The sequence below is a fragment of the Micromonospora sp. CA-259024 genome (genome assembly GCF_050936255.1).
In the GTDB taxonomy this organism is placed as follows: Bacteria; Actinomycetota; Actinomycetes; order Mycobacteriales; family Micromonosporaceae; genus Micromonospora.
This window is the reverse complement of the sequence record NZ_JBNJND010000001.1, coordinates 4,229,859-4,245,338: the sequence shown is the minus strand read 5'-3', so window position 1 is coordinate 4,245,338 and position 15,480 is coordinate 4,229,859. Positions and strand designations below refer to the sequence as shown.

Sequence of the window (15,480 nt, the reverse complement as noted above, 5' to 3'; positions counted from 1 at the left end):
CCGCTGGGCCCCTTGTCGTACCCCCGTTGACCGGCGCTGGTCGGGTCAGCCGGGCAGTCGGGCCGGTGGCGGGTAGACCGAGCCGTCCTGTGGGTCGAAGAGCATCAGCCCGTGTTCGCCGGCCAGCCGCTCGATGTCCAGGAGCACCTGGTCCGCGCAGGTCGGGTGCAGGTTCAGCTCGACATGGTCGTGGGCGGCGTGCAGTGGCGCCACGGCCCACGGGCTGTCCGGGCCGGGGTGACGGTCCGGATAGGAGGCGGTGATCGCCCGGTAGAAGCTGACCACCCGCGGGTCCGGGTAACGGTCCACGTGTCGCCCCTGCCGGCAACCGTCGACCGCTGTCCGCACGTCCTCGGGCGTCGCCCCGTCCTCCAGGGCCCACACGCTCAGATCGAAACTCACGGCGGATAGCGTGCCATCCGCCGTTCACCATGTCGAAACTGCCTCGCCGCCGGTCAACCGCTGAATCCCGCCGACTTCGGCCACGACGGTCCGCTGTGGAGACTCTTGCGTCGAGTTGCGTCGATTCGCTAGCGTACGCACTGCGGTCACTGGCCGAGTTCGAGGCGCCGGCCCGTCTTCGGGTGGCGCGGTCGACGTCCGGCCCGACCGGTCCGCACCCCTCGATTGTGCGAGCCACGCGCACTCGTCGCTGACCGGCCCCCACGGTCGTTGCCGAGATCGTGGGGGCCGATCGCAGCCCGACCGGCCGACAACCACCGCGAACGACTGGGTTCGCCGGCAGAGGACGGCCGAGGTGCGAATCGGGCTGGAGCGCCGCGGGGAGGCGGGCTCGGTGTGACGACGTCCCGCTCAGCGTCGGTGGGCGAAGAGCGCGCGATAGTCGGAGTTACCACGGAACCACGCCAGGCCGGTGGGGCCGGCGGCGTAGAGCGCGGTGGCGTAGCCGTCAGCGATCGTGAGGTCGGGGCCCACGACGGTGGCGGCGACGAGATGGCCGGCCGTCTCGCCGGTGTGCGGGTCGACCACGTGCCCCTGCCGCCCGGTCACCCCGGAGGTGCCGACCGCGCCGGCGGTCATCTCCAGCACCAGCGGCGCGCGCTCCGGTGCGGTCGGGTGGTGCACCGCGACCCGCCAGGGCCCGCCGTGCGGTGCGCGACCGCGGACGACCAGGTCAGCGCCGGTGAGCACGGCATAGTCGTGGATGCCGGCGGCACGCAGCCTCGCGGCGGCGCGCTCCACCGCCCAACCGCCGAGCAGACCGCCCGGGTCGAAGCCGCCGGGCACCGCCCAGGCGTCGAACCACCCGTCGGTGGCGGCGCGCATGGCCGCGCAGCGGTCCACCAGGTCGGCGAGCGGGGGGTACGACTCGGGGCTGATCTCGCCTCGACGCAGCCGGGAGACCAGGCTCTCCGGGCGGTTGGGGCCGTAGGTGAGGTCGATGGCCCGCAGCTCCGCGACGCTGTCCCGCAGTGCCTCGCCCACGCCCCGGCGGCCGAGCCACTCGGGGGCGTTGAGGAGGAGGGTGTACTCGGCGGTCGCGGTGCGGACGGTGTGCTGCACCGCGATGCGGCCCTCGGTGGCACCGGCCGGGTCGACCCGGTGCCGGCGGCTGCCGAGCCGAAGGTCCGGCCGGCGGTTGCGGAACGCGGACGGGTCCGGCCAGCGTGTCCGCGGCTGCTCGTCGATGCGCATGGCATCTACCCCCTCGCAGTTGGCGCCGCGCCGTCGCGACCCCGTTCAGCAGGCCCCCGTGACCCACTGACCACCACGCTAGGCAGCGGAGATGACCACCTCATGAGTCTCAGCTGAGAGGGTGCTGTGCATTCGTGTCTCCCAAATACTGGACCCCGCGTACCGGGAGGCGGGACAGAGACGTACCGTTGCCCGGACGGAACCGTTGAGCAGAGGGAGTGCGGTCGTGGCGCGGATCGCGGTGGTGGCCGGAGACGGTATCGGGCCCGAGGTGGTCGCGCAGGCGCGCAAGGTTCTCGACGCGGTGCTGCCCGGCGTGCAGGCCACCGAGTACGACCTCGGCGCCGCCCGCTGGCACCGTACCGGAGAGGTGCTTCCCGACTCGGTGCTGACCGAGCTGGCCGGGCACGACGCGATTCTGCTCGGCGCGGTCGGTGACCCGACGGTGCCGCCGGGCGTGCTCGAGCGAGGCCTGCTGCTCAAGCTCCGGTTCGCCTTCGACCAGTACGTCAACCTGCGCCCGTCCCGGCTCTGGCCCGGGGTCGCCGGCCCGCTGGGCAACGTGAAGCCGGGCGAGGTCGACCTCGTGGTGGTGCGCGAGGGCACCGAGGGGCTGTATGCCGGGGCCGGTGGTTCACTGCACCGGGACACTCCCGCCGAGGTCGCCACCGAGGAGAGCCTGAACACCCGGCACGGCGTGGAGCGGGTGATCCGCGATGCGTTCGCCCGCGCCGATCGCCGGGAACGGCGCAAGGTCACCCTGGTGCACAAGACCAACGTCCTCACCCACGCCGGGTCGCTCTGGGCGCGCGCCTTCGACGCGGTCGCCGCCGAGCACCCGGACGTCGCCACCGAGTACCAGCACGTCGACGCGGCCGCCATGTTCCTGGTCACCCAGCCGCAGCGCTACGACGTGGTGGTCACCGACAATCTCTTCGGCGACATCCTCACCGACATCGCCGCCGCCGTCACCGGCGGGATCGGCCTGGCCGCCAGCGGCTGCATCAACCCCGAGGGGGCTTACCCCTCGATGTTCGAGCCCGTGCACGGCTCGGCACCGGACATCGCCGGGCAGGGCATCGCCGACCCGGTCGCCGCGGTGCTCTCCGCCGCGCTGCTGCTGGAGCAGCTCGGGCACACCGAGGTCGCGGCGCGGGTCAACGCGGCGGTCGCCGCCGAGCTGGCCAGCCGGACTCCCGGTGTGACGCTGCGTACCGAAGAGGTCGGCGACCGGCTCGCCGCCCACGCCGTAGCCTGACCGCCCCGGCCCGAGTGCGCCGGCCGGGCATCGACCTGGCCGGGCACCCGGTCCCGCCCGAGCGGCGCTACCCGCTGAACGACCGTTCGGGGTAAGTTTCTGGCACAGCCATGTCGGTGTGCGGTCCCGCATGCCGTTGTCCCGCAGGGAGGTCAGCGCGATGAGCGGTGGTGACAAGCTCGACTTCGAGATCCGTCCGAATCCCGCGCCGGTATCCGCCGCCGATCGGGCCGCCCTGCTGGCCAACCCCGGGTTCGGCCGCGTCTTCACCGACCACATGGTCACCGTCCGCTACGCCGACGGCAAGGGTTGGTACGACGCCCGGGTGGAGGCGCGCGCGCCCATCCCGATGGACCCGGCCAGCGCGGTGCTGCACTACGCGCAGGAGATCTTCGAAGGGCTGAAGGCGTACCGGACCGCCGACGGTGGCGTGACGATGTTCCGGCCGGACGCCAACGCGGCGCGCTTCGCCACCTCGGCGCAGCGGATGGCGATGCCGGTGCTGCCGCCCGAGGTCTTCGTCGACTCGCTGCACAAGCTCATCGAGATCGACCGGGAGTGGATCCCCACCGGCGAGGACGGCAGCCTCTACCTGCGGCCGTTCATGTTCGCCAGCGAGGTCTTCCTCGGCGTCCGTCCGGCCAACGAGTACCTCTACATGGTGATCGCCTCGCCGGTCGGGGCGTACTTCACCGGTGGGGTCAAGCCGGTCACCGTCTGGGTCTCTCCGGACTACACCCGCGCCGCGCCCGGCGGCACCGGCGCGGCCAAGTGCGGGGGCAACTACGCCGCCTCGCTGGCGGCCCAGGCGGAGGCCATCGAGGCCGGCTGCGACCAGGTCGTCTTCCTGGACGCGGTGGAACGCCGGTTCGTCGACGAGTTGGGCGGCATGAACGTCTTCTTCGTCTACGACGACGACACGGTGGTCACCCCACCGCTGACCGGCACGATCCTGCCGGGCATCACCCGTGACGCCGTCCTGACGCTGGCCGGGGCCGCCGGGCATCGGGTCGAGGAGCGGCCGGTCAGCTTCGCCGACTGGCAGGCCGACGCTGCCAGCGGTCGTCTCCGGGAGGTGTTCGCCTGCGGCACCGCCGCGGTGGTCACCCCGATCGGTGGGGTCCGCTTCCCGGACGGCGAGTTCCTGATCGGCGGCGGCGAGCCCGGCCGGGTCACCATGGCGCTGCGTCAGCAGTTGGTCGACATCCAGCGTGGCAAGGCCGACGACGCGCACGGCTGGGTGCAGCGGGTCTTCTGACATCCGTCTCTCGCCGGCCCGTCTGGACGGACGGGCCGGCGCAGTCGGGCCAGCAGCGCGGCTCGAACCCCTCGGCGGCGTGAACCTCGACGGCCTACGCCGCGGTGGGCTCGTCGAGCAGGTGGTCGCGGAGTGCGGCGAGTTGCTCGTCGGTCACCCCCGCGTGCCGCAGGTAATCCTCGATCGAGCCGTGCCCCTCGCGCAGCTCGTTCAGGAAGATCTGCATCGCCTCGGCGGGCGAGGCCAGGAACGGTGCCGGCACGTCGGCCACGACGTCCGGGTCGGTGGCGGCCAACCAGGCGCTGTACCGGGCCGACGCCTCGGTGCTCAGCGCGTAGTCGGCAGCGATGTCCGCGTCGTCGACGCCGAGCACGGCGAGGGTCAACGCGCAGACGATGCCGGTGCGGTCCTTGCCCGCGACGCAGTGCACCACCACGGGGGCGTTGGCGGAGTCCGCGATCAACCCGATCGCCTCGGCCAGCCCCGCGGTGCCGGTCTGCGCCAGGTCGGCGTAACGGTCCGCGAGGTACCGGGCCAGGCTGGCGCCCTCCTCGTGCGGCACACCCGCCCAGTCGGCGTGCTCGGGGTGGATGTGCCGGTAGGTCAGTCCCTGGTACGCCGGCACCCGGCCGTCCCGCTCCACCTCGGTGGGGCGGCGCAGGTCGATGACGGTGCGGATACCGATCGCGGCGAACGCGCCCTGGTCCTGCTCGGTGAGGCGGTGCAGCGAGTCGGAGCGGTAGAGCCGACCATGGCGTACGGTGCGGCCACCGTCGCCGAGGTAGCCCCCGACGTCGCGGAAGTTGAAGGTGGCGGGCAGCGAGATCTGGCGGTTGTCGTCGATGGCGTCCACGGTCACACGGTAACGGCCGGTGCGGCCGCGCCCCACCGGCCGTGGGGCCGAAACAGTTACCGTGCCGTTCCGGGCGGCAGCGCCCCGTACGTCTCGTCGTAGTAACCGCCCAGCCGATCCCGGTAGCTCGGGTCGCTGTGGCTGCTCTCGTCGTACTCCGGGGCGGCCTTGATCTGGTCCCTGGTCCGGTCGACGGAGACGGTGCGCTGGTCGTGGTCGACCTGGTTGACCGTGCCGGCCGGCAGCATCACCTTCTTGCCGAAGATCCATGGGCCGGTGTCCACGACGAGGTAGCTGCCATCCACCTCGTGGCTCGCGCTGTCGATCTTGCCGATTCCACCGTCGGTCGCCTCGACCTTGTAGCCGACCAGGTCGGCGTCGGCCACCCCGGCCTGGTCCCGGTAGCGCCAGGGGTCGAACGCGCCGGCCGGCGCGCCGCCGGGCACCGTGCCCTGGTCGCCGCCGCGCAGCGGGTCCGGCCCGGCGTGAGTGGCGTGCGGATCGATCCTGTCCATGCCGTTCACTCCTGACTGTCGCCGATCGTCTCGGCGTCGGTGGGTGCGTCCCCGCAGGAGCTACCCGGCCTTCGGGGTCCGGAAACGGCGAGAGGCTGAGGCCGCGGTGCGGCGAGAGGTTGAGGCCGCGGTGCGGCGAGAGGCTGAGGCCGCGGTGCGGCGACGGGCCGACGCCGCGGGTGCGACATCGGCCCGTCGGGGCGTACGTGCTCAGGCCAGCGCAGCCTCGGCGTCCAGGGTGACCGCCGCGGCGTGCACCACGGCGGAGATCCGCAGGGCCTCGTGCACCTGCTCCCGGGTGAAGCCGCTGCCGCGCAGCGCCTTCTCGTGCGACTCCAGGCAGACGCCGCAGCCGGTGATGGCCGACACGGCGAGGCACCACAGCTCGAAGTCGCCCTTGTCCACACCGGGCCTCGCGATGATCTGCATCCGCAGCCGGGCTGGCATCGAGGCGTACTGCTCGTCGCCGATGAGGTGCTTGGCCCGGTAGTAGATGTTGTTCATCGCCATGATCGCCGCGGCGCCCTTGGCCGCCTCGACACCCTCCGGCCCGAGGTGCCCGAGCGCCTCGGCCGCGATCTCCCGCAGCACCACCGGGTTGCGGGCGGCCACCGCGCAGGCCAGCGCGGTGCCCCAGGTCTGCACCGGGGTCAGTGTGGAGGTGCCGACGGTGGAGCCCAGGTTGAGCTTGATGTCCTTGGCGTACTCGGGCAGGGCCGCCTTGATCGCGTCCAGACCCATGGTCAGACCCCGGCGGCGGCGAGGAGCGCGTTGGCGTCGAGGGTCTCGCCACCCTTGTTCCAGTTGCACGGGCAGAGCTCGTCGGTCTGCAGCGCGTCGAGCACCCGCAGCACCTCGGAGACGTTGCGGCCGACGGAGCCGGCGGTGACCATGGCGAACTGGATCTCGTTGTTCGGGTCGACGATGAAGGTGGCCCGCTGGGCCACGCCGTCCTCGCCGAGTACGCCGCAGGCGGCGGACAGCTCGCGCTTGATGTCGCTGAGCATCGGGAACGGCAGCTCCCGGAGGTCGGGGTGGTCCTTGCGCCACGCGTAGTGGACGAACTCGTTGTCCACGGACGCCCCGAGGACCTGTGCATCGCGGTCGGCGAATTCGCCGTTGAGTCGACCGAACTCGGCGATCTCCGTCGGGCAGATGAAGGTGAAGTCCTTCGGCCAGAAGAAGACCACCCGCCACTTGCCCTCGTGGGACTTGTGGTTGATCGTCTCGAACGCCTTGTTGGCGTCCAGCGATACGCAGGCGGTGAGTTCGTACTCAGGGAAGCGGTCACCGACAGTGAGCACAGGTCCTCCTTGTAGGCGGCACGGTGGCCGTAACTGGATCCGTTCCAGATGCTTCCGTACTGCGGTTCCCGCCGGTGGGCGGCCTGGAGACTTGTGAAGCCGATCACGAGCGGCCGGTCCGGGGCCTTCTACCCTCCGTCACCGTCCCGCTATGTGGATTGTTCCTCCCACATTCAGGGGAGCGGTGGCAGAGTGGCGATCGTGACCAGCACCGTCCTGATTATTGCGACCTAGCGCGCCGGCCCTCCCCTCCGCCGAGCGCGCAGACCTCCCGCATCCGCGGGAGGTCTTTTTGTTGCTCCGAGAAAGGATCCTGATGACGTTCCAGGTCTACGACACGACGTTGCGCGACGGCGCCCAGCGCGAGGGGCTCACCTACTCGGTGGTCGACAAGCTCGCGGTGGCCCGGTTGCTCGACGAGTTCGGTGTCGGCTTCATCGAGGGCGGCTGGCCGGGCGCGGTGCCCAAGGACACGGAGTTCTTCCGCCGGGCACGCACGGAACTGGACCTGCGGCACGCCGTCCTCGTCGCGTTCGGCGCCACCCGCAAGGCCGGTGTAGCGGTCGCCGACGACCCCCAGGTGCGCGCCCTGCTGGACGCGCAGACCCCGGCAGTGGCGCTGGTCGCCAAGGCCGACACCCGGCACGTCGAGCGCGCGTTGCGCACCACCGGCGCGGAGAACCTGGCGATGATCCACGACACCGTCAGCCACCTCGTCCGTGAGGGCCGACGGGTCTTCGTTGACGGCGAACACTTCTTCGACGGCTACCGGCACGACCCCGCGTACGGCGCGTCCGTGGTCCAGACCGCGCTGGCCGCCGGCGCCGAGCGGATGGTGCTCTGCGACACCAACGGCGGCATGCTGCCGTCCCAGGTGACCGCCGTGATCGTCGACCTGACCAACAGGCTGGGGATCGACGCCGGGCTGCTCGGCATGCACGCGCAGAACGACACCTCCTGCGCGGTGGCCAACACGATCGCCGCCGTGGAGGCGGGCGTCCGCCACGTCCAGGGCACTGCCAACGGGTACGGCGAGCGCCCCGGCAACGCCGACATCTTCGCGGTCGTCGCCAATCTTCAACTCAAGCTGGGGATGCCCGTCCTACCGGATGGCTGCCTGGCGCAGATGGTGCGGGTCTCGCACGCCATCGCCGAGATCGCCAACATCGCCCCCGACACCCACCAGGCGTATGCCGGGGCCGCTGCCTTCGCTCACAAGGCGGGGCTGCACGCGAGCGCGATCAAGGTGGACCCGTTGCTCTACAACCACGTGGACCCGTCGGTGGTGGGCAACGACATGCGGATCCTGGTAACCGAGATGGCCGGCCGGGCCAGCGTCGAGCTCAAGAGTCGTGAGCTCGGCCTGGACCTGGCCGGCCGTCCGGAGGCGTTGACCCGGGTCACCAAGCGGGTCAAGGAACTGGAGGCCGGCGGCTGGTCCTTCGAGGCCGCCGACGCCTCCTTCGAACTGCTGGTCCGCTCCGAGTTGCCGGAGGGCGGCCCGGCCCGACCGTTCAACCTGGAGTCGTACCGGGTGTTGGTCGAGCACCGCGAGGACGGCGCGGTGGTCTCCGAGGCGACCGTCAAGATTCGGGTACGCGGTGAGCGGGTGATCGCCACCGCCGAGGGCAACGGCCCGGTCAACGCGCTCGACGAGGCGCTACGGGTGGGGCTGGCCCGGCACTACCCGCAGCTGCGCGACTTCGAGCTGGCCGACTACAAGGTGCGCATCCTGGAAGGCAGCCACGGCACCGGCGCGGTGACCCGAGTGCTCTTGGAGACCGCTGACGGTGCCGGCCGGGACTGGACCACCGTGGGCGTGCACCCCAACGTGGTCGAAGCCAGCTGGCACGCCCTCGTCGACGCCCTCACCTACGGCCTAGCCCCCACCCCCGTCTAACCCCCACCCCACCCCCACCCCCGCCCCGCCTCGCCCCACCCCCCACCCTCGCGATCTTGCACTTTGTGTCGCCGGTCTGCGGCTTTTGTCGCTGATGCCAGGGCAGTAAGTGCAAGATCGGCGGGACTGGGAGGGGGCGGGGCGGGGCGGGGAGGGGTGGGGGCGGGGCGGGGGTTTAGGGGGTTGGGAGGGTTAGGGTGGCCAGGACGGGGCGGTGGTCGCTGCCGGGTAGGTCGAGCACCTCTACCGAGCGGACCGCGATGCGCCGGTCGACCAGCACGTGATCGATGGTGACCGGTGGGATGAGGTCGCCGTCGTACGGGCCCCAGGTGCCGGTCAACCCCTTCCCGACGGCGTCGGCGGCGTCGACGTAACCGGTGTCCAGCAGGGCCCTCAGTGGGCTGTGGTCGAGGGTGGCGTTGAAGTCCCCGGCGAGGATCCGCAGGCCACCGTCCGGGGTGGCCGGTGGTTGGGCGGACAGGTCCGCACGCCACGCGCCGACCTGGTCCACGGCGTACGGCGCCGAGGGGTGGGCCGACTCGACGCGGACCGGTGGTGCGCCGGGCACGGCCAGCGTGCCGTACGCCTGGGTGAAGCCCCAGCCGTCGAGGTTGCGCCGGAGGCCGACGTCGGTGACCGGCCACCGCGAGTAGAGCCCGGAGCCGGGTGTGCCGATCTCCGGGTTGAGCTGCCGGTGGGGCAGCAGCCGGTCGAGGCCGAGCTGATCCAGGGCGGCCTGCGCGTCCGGCGTGAACTCCTGCACGGTGAGCACGTCCACCTTGTGCCGCCGGACCAGCTCGACCAGCGTCCTCGCGTCGCCGGAGCCGGCGAGCAGGTTGGCGGTGAGCAGCCGCACGGCGGGTCCGGCCGCCGCCGGCTGCGGGGCGGCCAGCGCTCGGGGTGCGACGCCGCCGAGCAACGTCACCGCCGCGACGGCCGCGAGCGCCGCCGGCCACCAGCGCCGCAGGGCGAGGGTGAGGGCCAGGACCAGCACGCTGGCGCCCGCGACGTACGGCGTGAAGGCGAGCGCCTGCACGAGCGGCCCTCGGTCCAGGCCGACCAGTCGGACGGCGGCCCAGAGGGCTGTCGGTACGACCGTCAGCCAGCAGAGCATCGTGGCGAGCCGAGCCGTTCGTTGCCGCGACCGCGCGGGCGTTGGCGTGGACGGAGCGTCGACGGTCATGACGTTGATCCTAGTGGGTGCGCCGCAGCCATTTTATGAATGGTGATGCGCTCACCTTTCATAATTGTCTGACGGCTGATTGACAGCTCGACAAAGTGAGATCAACTATTGACGCACGGCTTTTTACGATGCTACGTTCCATCTGGCTCAAACGACGCCACTCTGAGTAGTAATCCCAGCTCAGACGCGGGATGCAGATCGTTGAGAAATCAACCTCACTAGGTGTGAGTGAGTGGGCTTCCTCCCGCCTCATTGTCGGCGTCCGCCTATTTATGGGCAGTCATCCGTCCCGCCCCGCGGGTCGGCCGAATTCGCACGGTCACACAAGGGGGACCTGTCATGAGCACATTCTTCCGACGCAAGGCGGCAGCGGTCACGTTCGCCGTCCTGGCGCTCAGTCTGGCCGGTGGGGGCATCGCTGCCGCCCAGCCGTCCGCGAAGGCACCGCCGGACGCCGCCCAGCCGGCGGCACGCGGCACGAACGCCCAGCCGCCGGTCACGGCCGAGTCGGCACGCAAGGCGAAGGCGGCGCTGAACGCCAACTCGACGCTCGTCGCCACCACCAGCATCGTCGTCGTCAACTCCAACGGCACCAAGGCACGCGGCGTCGGCACCGTGATCAAGTGGGGTGTCGGCCAGTACGAAATCCAGTTCGGTCACATCGTCACGTCCGGCGTTTTCGTGGCCACCATCGGCCGGGGTGACGCCTGCTGCATCCCGCCGGCCGGCGAGATCTCGGTCGCGCCCCGGCTCGGCACGCCCAACGCGGTCTTCGTGCAGACCCGTAACTCGGCTGGCACAGCGACCGACCTGGGCTTCCACCTGGTCGTCCACCTCGCCTGACCGAACGACGTCCGGCCCCCGCGCCCCGTGCGCGGGGGCCGAACCCTGTCCGCCCGCCGCAGTCCGGCCCGCTGGTCGGACCTCGGCCAGCCCGAGTTCCCGGTCCGGACCCACTCGGCTTCCTGGAAGTCGGGGTGTCCCAGGCGCATGAACACCCCCGGTTTCCACAAGACCGAACCGATCAGCCGTCCTCGGTCGTCTCGTGCCGGTCGTGCTCCTCTGGGGCCGTCGCGGGTCGCTTCGGTGTTCCTCGGCCAGCTCGTACCGGTCGTCACCCTTCCGCGCGGCTCATCCCCGTTCGGGCCGCTCCGGGCCGGTCCGGGCCGCATAATCCGACGTTTGCCGGGCACCTGCCCGGGAAGCAAGCACCGTGACGGACATCTCGGACACCCTGGCCAGCATGCCCAGCTCGGTCGATCCCGAGCCGACCGGCGTCGAGCTGGAACAGACCCTCTTCGAGGTCAAACGCGTGATCGTCGGGCAGGATCGCCTCGTCGAACGCCTGCTCATCGCCCTGGTCGCCAACGGGCACTGCCTCCTGGAGGGGGTCCCCGGCGTGGCGAAGACGCTGGCCGCGCAGACCCTCGCCACCGTGGTCGGCGGCACCTTCTCGCGGATCCAGTTCACGCCGGATCTGGTCCCCTCCGACATCGTCGGTACCCGGATCTACCGGGCCTCCAAGGAGACCTTCGACATCGAGCTGGGCCCGATCATGGCAAACCTGGTGCTGGCCGACGAGATCAACCGCGCCCCGGCCAAGGTCCAGTCGGCGCTGCTGGAGGCGATGGCCGAACGGCAGGTCTCCATCGGCGGGCGCAGCTGGCCGGTCCCGGAGCCCTTCCTGGTGCTGGCCACCCAGAACCCGATCGAGTCCGAGGGGGTCTATCAGCTCCCGGAGGCGCAGCGCGACCGGTTCCTGATGAAGGTGGTGGTCGACTACCCCAGCGACGCCGACGAACTGGCGATCCTCTACCGGATGAGCACCGACCGGCCGAGCCCGCGCCGGGTGCTCGACGCGCAACGGCTGCGGGACCTCCAGACCCACGCCGAGAAGGTCTTCGTGCATCACGCCCTGGCCGAGTACGTGGTGCGGCTGATCCTCGCCACCCGTGACCCGGGCCGGTTCGGGTTGCCCGAGATCGCCCCACTGCTGGCGTACGGGGCGAGCCCACGAGCCACGCTGGGCCTGGTCGCGGCCGCCCGGGCGCAGGCTCTGCTGCGCGGGCGGGAGTACGTGCTGCCCGAGGACATCCGTGAACTCGCCGTCGACGTCCTCGCTCACCGGTTGGTGCTCTCCTTCGACGCGGTGGCCGACGGGGTGTCGGCCGAGAGCGTGGTGCGCCGACTGGTCGAGGCGGTGCCACCACCTCGACTGGCCAGCGGACACCCGCTGCAGGCGCCCGATCTGGCGGCGGCATGAGACGCGCGAACGTCGCGCCGGCCGCCGTGCCAGCCGACCCCGGCCTGGCCGAACTGGCGCCGGACCAGCGGCTGCGCCGCCTGGAGCTGACCGTCACGCGCCGACTGAACGGCCTGCTGCACGGCCAGTACCGCGGTCTGCTGCCCGGCCCGGGCTCTGAACCCGCCGGCAGCCGCGAATACCGGCCGGGCGAGGACGAGGTCCGTCGGATGGACTGGGCGGTGACGGCCCGTACCGCCGTGCCGCACGTCCGGCAGGTCGACGCCGACCGGGAACTGACCACCTGGCTGCTGGTCGACGGCAGCGCCAGCATGGAGTTCGGCACCGCCGAGTTGGACAAGCGGGAGTTGGCGGTGGCCGCCGTCGCGGCGGTCGGCTTCCTGACCGCGGGCGTCGGCAACCGCCTCGGTGCCCAGGTGCTGCGTGCCGACGGGGTACGCCGCTTCCCGGCCCGCAGTGGGCGTACCCATCTGCTTTCTCTGCTCCGTGCGCTGCTCGCCGCCCCGCGCGCCGCCGCCCCCGGCGATCGGCCGGGGCGCGAGCCCACCTCCGGACCTCCGGATCTGGCGGACGGGCTCGACTCGCTGCACCGCGTCGCCAACCGGCGTGGGTTGGTCGTGGTGGTCTCCGACTTCCTCGACGGACTGCCCGACGATCCCGACCAGCGGGCGCCCTGGGAGCAGACCCTGCGCCGGCTGGCCGTCCGGCACCAGGTGCTGGCGATCGAGGTCACCGATCCGCGTGAGCTGGAGCTGCCGGACGTCGGCCTGATCACGCTCGTCGACCCGGAGACCGGGCGCCGTCGTGAGGTGTGCACATCGGACCGTCGGCTGCGCGAGCGGTACGCCGAGGCCGCCGCCGCCCAGCGCGATCAGGTCCACCAGGCGTTGCGACGCAGTGGAGCCACCCACCTGGCGCTGCGCACCGACGGGGACTGGAGCGCGGACATCGTCCGGCACGTGCACGCCCAGCGTCGACTGGCCGCCGCGCCGGCCGGCCACCACCGGGGAGGTGCCGCGTGATCTGGGAGTCGCCGCTGCGACTCTGGCTGCTGCTCGGCGTGCTCGCCCTGGTCGTCGCGTACCTGGTGATGCAGCGCGGACGCAGCCGGTACGCGGTCCGCTTCACCAACCTGCGGCTGCTGGACCGGGTGGCGCCCGAACGGCCCGCCTGGCGTCGGCACGTCCCGGCCGGGCTCTTCCTGGCCATGCTGGCGCTGCTCGTGGTCGGCTTCGCCCGTCCCAGCGCCGAGGTCCGGGTGCCCCGGGAACGCGCCACGGTGATGGTGGCGGTGGACGTGTCCACGTCGATGCTCGCCACCGACGTGGAACCGGACCGGTTGGCCGCCGCCAAGCAGGCGGCCCGGCGCTTCGTCGACGGCCTGCCCGACGAGTTCAACGTGGGTCTCGTCGCCTTCGCCGGCAGCGCGGCCGTGCTGGTGCCGCCGGGCACCGACCGGGACGCCCTCGAGGAGGGGATCGGCCGGCTCGCCGAGGGGATCACCGGAGTGCAGGGCACCGCGATCGGCGAGGCCATCAGCACGTCGCTCGGCGCGGTCAAGAGCCTGGACAGCGAGGCGGCGAAGGAGACACCGCCGGCTCGGATCATCCTGCTCTCCGACGGCGCCAACACCTCCGGAATGGACCCGATGGAGGCGGCGGCGGAGGCGGTGACGGCGGAGGTGCCGGTGCACGCCATCTCCTTCGGTACACCGTCCGGGTTCGTGGACCGGGGTGGACGGCCCATCCAGGTGCCGGTCGACGGGCAGACCCTCAAGGCGGTCGCCGAGGAGACCGGCGGGATGTTCCACGAGGCCAGCACCACCGACGAACTGCGTGCCGTCTACGACGACATCGGCAGCTCGGTCGGCTACCGCACCGAGCGGCAGGACATCTCGGCCCGGTTCATCGGCCTCGGACTGGTGTTCGCGATGGGTGCCGCCGCCGGCTCGATGCGCTGGTTCTCCCGGCTGCCCTGACCGCCGCCAACCGACGTCGACCGTGAGGAGTACGCATGGCAGTGCAGACCGGACTGGGCGAACCGCGAGGTCCCTGGTTCATCTCACCCGAACTCGACCCCGACGGTCGCGGGTGGTGGGACCGGCCCGAGCACGACCCGGGGGGACGACGGCCTCGACGGCTGCTCGCCGCGCTGGCCGTGGTGGCGGTCTCCGCCGTCTCGGGAGCCGTCGCCGGTGGCGTGGTCGCCGGACGGGACGGGGCTCCGGGCCCGGCTGCGGCGTCCGCCGCCCCGGTGCCGGCCGAGCTGGTCACCGCGGCCGAGCGGACCGTACCCGGGGTGGTGTCGGTGCTGGCCGGTGGCGGGGCCAGCGGGTCCGCGACCGGCTCAGGTTTCGCCGTGGACGACCAGCAGCACCTGATCACCAACGATCACATCCTGGCCAAGGGGGGTGGCGGTTCGGTGACCGTGGAGCTGCCCGACGGCCGCCGGTTCGCCGCCGAGGTGGTCGGACGGGAGCCGCGCAGCGACCTCGCGGTGCTGAAGGTGCCGGCATCGGCCGGTCTGGCCCCGTTGCCCCTGGCCAAGCCGGGCGCGACCCGGGTCGGTGAGCCGGTGCTCGCGGTGGGCTCGCCGCTCGGTCTGCCCGGGACGGTCACCGCGGGCATCGTCAGCGCCTTGGACCGCCAGGTACGGCTGGGCAACAACCGGCACAGGGCGGTGCAGACCGACGCGTCCATCAACCCCGGCAACTCGGGTGGGCCACTGGTCAACGCCCGCGGCGAGGTGGTCGGGGTGAACACCGCCATCGCCACCATCGATGGGAATGGATCGATTGGCATCGGGTTCGCCATTCCGATCGAGCAGGTGCAGCAGACCGCCGACACGATCATCGGAAAGGGTGGCTGAGCTGGCCGGACAGCGTGGCGGCGGTCAGTGGGAACCGTGCCAGTGTCAGATATCCGGCGCGACAGCATCGGGGCATGGAAATATTACTGTCGGTATGGATACTGGCGGAGGTGGAGCGTCCTCTTCTCGCGGTCCTCCTGCTGGTGGGCCTGGTCATCGGATGTGCAGTGGGGTCGGCGTACGCCCGGGCACGACGCGGGTGGAACGACTACCAGACCGTCAAGAAATCGGTGCCGGGCGCCCGTCGAGGCGCCTGGTTGCTGATCCGCGGGGTCGCCGTGAAGGCCGGCGTGATCGCGCTGCTGCTCTTCGGCGCGGTGGCGTACGCCGCGGTCGGCTCCGACGAGGAAACCGCCGGGCCGGCGCCCAGCCCGTCTCCGACGCAGAGCGAGCGTCCGCACCGATGACCCCTGGCGGGTCGT

Annotated in this window: 16 protein-coding genes; 9 read left to right on the top strand and 7 right to left on the bottom strand. The window is 71.7% G+C overall.

From position 1 onward, the window contains the following. Positions 1 to 45: 45 nt before the first annotated feature. Together ACQEUX_RS18790 and ACQEUX_RS18785 are read right to left on the bottom strand one after the other, a co-directional pair. Positions 46 to 402 carry a hypothetical protein gene (locus tag ACQEUX_RS18790; protein ID WP_030337238.1) on the bottom strand — a complete coding sequence of 119 codons (357 nt, stop codon included), beginning with the start codon at positions 400 to 402 and terminating at the stop codon, positions 46 to 48. Between the two features lie 411 nt (positions 403 to 813). Next, positions 814 to 1,656: an FAD:protein FMN transferase gene (locus ACQEUX_RS18785; protein ID WP_433049192.1), complete on the bottom strand. Its 843-nt coding sequence runs from the start codon at positions 1,654 to 1,656 to the stop codon at positions 814 to 816. Between the two features lie 226 nt (positions 1,657 to 1,882). Here ACQEUX_RS18785 and ACQEUX_RS18780 point away from each other — a divergent pair, with 226 nt between their 5' ends. Both ACQEUX_RS18780 and ACQEUX_RS18775 read left to right on the top strand, forming a co-directional pair. Then, positions 1,883 to 2,914 carry a 3-isopropylmalate dehydrogenase gene (locus ACQEUX_RS18780; RefSeq protein WP_433049189.1) on the top strand — a complete coding sequence of 344 codons (1,032 nt, stop codon included), beginning with the start codon at positions 1,883 to 1,885 and terminating at the stop codon, positions 2,912 to 2,914. Between the two features lie 160 nt (positions 2,915 to 3,074). Next, positions 3,075 to 4,172, top strand: a complete 1,098-nt coding sequence (locus tag ACQEUX_RS18775; protein ID WP_433049186.1) for a branched-chain amino acid aminotransferase — start codon at positions 3,075 to 3,077, stop codon at positions 4,170 to 4,172. A 94-nt stretch (positions 4,173 to 4,266) separates the two neighbouring features. On the opposite strand, the gene ACQEUX_RS18770 is transcribed toward ACQEUX_RS18775, so the two are convergent. The 4 genes from ACQEUX_RS18770 to ACQEUX_RS18755 all read right to left on the bottom strand — a co-directional run bounded on the left by ACQEUX_RS18770 (position 4,267) and on the right by ACQEUX_RS18755 (position 6,844). Continuing rightward, positions 4,267 to 5,025, bottom strand: a complete 759-nt coding sequence (locus ACQEUX_RS18770; protein WP_433049184.1) for a tyrosine-protein phosphatase — start codon at positions 5,023 to 5,025, stop codon at positions 4,267 to 4,269. A gap of 56 nt (positions 5,026 to 5,081) precedes the next feature. Further along, positions 5,082 to 5,540 carry a PRC-barrel domain containing protein gene (locus tag ACQEUX_RS18765; RefSeq protein ID WP_433049181.1) on the bottom strand — a complete coding sequence of 153 codons (459 nt, stop codon included), beginning with the start codon at positions 5,538 to 5,540 and terminating at the stop codon, positions 5,082 to 5,084. Positions 5,541 to 5,750: 210 nt separating this feature from the next. Continuing rightward, entirely contained in the window at positions 5,751 to 6,281 is a 531-nt protein-coding gene (locus ACQEUX_RS18760; protein WP_433049178.1) for a carboxymuconolactone decarboxylase family protein, read from the bottom strand. Positions 6,282 to 6,283: 2 nt separating this feature from the next. After that, positions 6,284 to 6,844, bottom strand: coding sequence for a peroxiredoxin (locus ACQEUX_RS18755; RefSeq protein ID WP_425687087.1), 561 nt, complete (start codon positions 6,842 to 6,844; stop codon positions 6,284 to 6,286). Between the two features lie 316 nt (positions 6,845 to 7,160). Here ACQEUX_RS18755 and cimA point away from each other — a divergent pair, with 316 nt between their 5' ends. Further along, entirely contained in the window at positions 7,161 to 8,744 is a 1,584-nt protein-coding gene (gene cimA, locus ACQEUX_RS18750) for a citramalate synthase (RefSeq protein ID WP_433049174.1), read from the top strand. Between the two features lie 175 nt (positions 8,745 to 8,919). Here the strand turns inward: cimA and ACQEUX_RS18745 are convergent, their stop codons facing one another. Further along, positions 8,920 to 9,858, bottom strand: a complete 939-nt coding sequence (locus ACQEUX_RS18745; protein WP_433049975.1) for an endonuclease/exonuclease/phosphatase family protein — start codon at positions 9,856 to 9,858, stop codon at positions 8,920 to 8,922. A 408-nt stretch (positions 9,859 to 10,266) separates the two neighbouring features. Here ACQEUX_RS18745 and ACQEUX_RS18740 point away from each other — a divergent pair, with 408 nt between their 5' ends. The 6 genes from ACQEUX_RS18740 (at position 10,267) to ACQEUX_RS18715 (ending at position 15,465) form a co-directional block, all read left to right on the top strand. Next, entirely contained in the window at positions 10,267 to 10,770 is a 504-nt protein-coding gene (locus ACQEUX_RS18740; protein ID WP_433049171.1) for a hypothetical protein, read from the top strand. Between the two features lie 370 nt (positions 10,771 to 11,140). Beyond that, positions 11,141 to 12,190 (top strand): AAA family ATPase, encoded by a 1,050-nt coding sequence (locus tag ACQEUX_RS18735; protein WP_433049168.1) that lies wholly within the window; start codon positions 11,141 to 11,143, stop codon positions 12,188 to 12,190. Positions 12,191 to 12,216: 26 nt separating this feature from the next. Beyond that, positions 12,217 to 13,212, top strand: a complete 996-nt coding sequence (locus ACQEUX_RS18730) for a DUF58 domain-containing protein (protein ID WP_433049972.1) — start codon at positions 12,217 to 12,219, stop codon at positions 13,210 to 13,212. Further along, the gene (locus tag ACQEUX_RS18725; RefSeq protein WP_433049165.1) at positions 13,209 to 14,168 is read left to right on the top strand and encodes a VWA domain-containing protein; all 960 of its coding nucleotides are present in this window, start codon (positions 13,209 to 13,211) and stop codon (positions 14,166 to 14,168) included. The genes ACQEUX_RS18730 and ACQEUX_RS18725 overlap by 4 nt, the downstream gene beginning before the upstream one ends. A gap of 35 nt (positions 14,169 to 14,203) precedes the next feature. Then, on the top strand, positions 14,204 to 15,058 hold the full coding sequence (locus ACQEUX_RS18720; protein ID WP_433049162.1) for a S1C family serine protease: 855 nt from the start codon (positions 14,204 to 14,206) through the stop codon (positions 15,056 to 15,058). Between the two features lie 74 nt (positions 15,059 to 15,132). Beyond that, complete coding sequence (locus tag ACQEUX_RS18715) at positions 15,133 to 15,465, top strand: hypothetical protein (RefSeq protein ID WP_433049159.1); 333 nt, start codon at positions 15,133 to 15,135, stop codon at positions 15,463 to 15,465. Positions 15,466 to 15,480: the final 15 nt, after the last annotated feature.

What these genes read in the sequence shown, in the direction of transcription:
- ACQEUX_RS18785 (WP_433049192.1), bottom strand. Translation starts at nt 1,656, where the DNA reads ATGCGCATCGACGAGCAGCCGCGGACACGCTGGCCGGACCCGTCCGCG.
- ACQEUX_RS18775 (WP_433049186.1), top strand. Translation starts at nt 3,075, where the DNA reads ATGAGCGGTGGTGACAAGCTCGACTTCGAGATCCGTCCGAATCCCGCG.
- ACQEUX_RS18765 (WP_433049181.1), bottom strand. Translation starts at nt 5,540, where the DNA reads ATGGACAGGATCGATCCGCACGCCACTCACGCCGGGCCGGACCCGCTG.
- ACQEUX_RS18760 (WP_433049178.1), bottom strand. Translation starts at nt 6,281, where the DNA reads ATGGGTCTGGACGCGATCAAGGCGGCCCTGCCCGAGTACGCCAAGGAC.
- cimA (WP_433049174.1), top strand. Translation starts at nt 7,161, where the DNA reads ATGACGTTCCAGGTCTACGACACGACGTTGCGCGACGGCGCCCAGCGC.
- ACQEUX_RS18745 (WP_433049975.1), bottom strand. Translation starts at nt 9,858, where the DNA reads ATGCTCTGCTGGCTGACGGTCGTACCGACAGCCCTCTGGGCCGCCGTC.
- ACQEUX_RS18740 (WP_433049171.1), top strand. Translation starts at nt 10,267, where the DNA reads ATGAGCACATTCTTCCGACGCAAGGCGGCAGCGGTCACGTTCGCCGTC.
- ACQEUX_RS18720 (WP_433049162.1), top strand. Translation starts at nt 14,204, where the DNA reads ATGGCAGTGCAGACCGGACTGGGCGAACCGCGAGGTCCCTGGTTCATC.
- ACQEUX_RS18715 (WP_433049159.1), top strand. Translation starts at nt 15,133, where the DNA reads ATGGAAATATTACTGTCGGTATGGATACTGGCGGAGGTGGAGCGTCCT.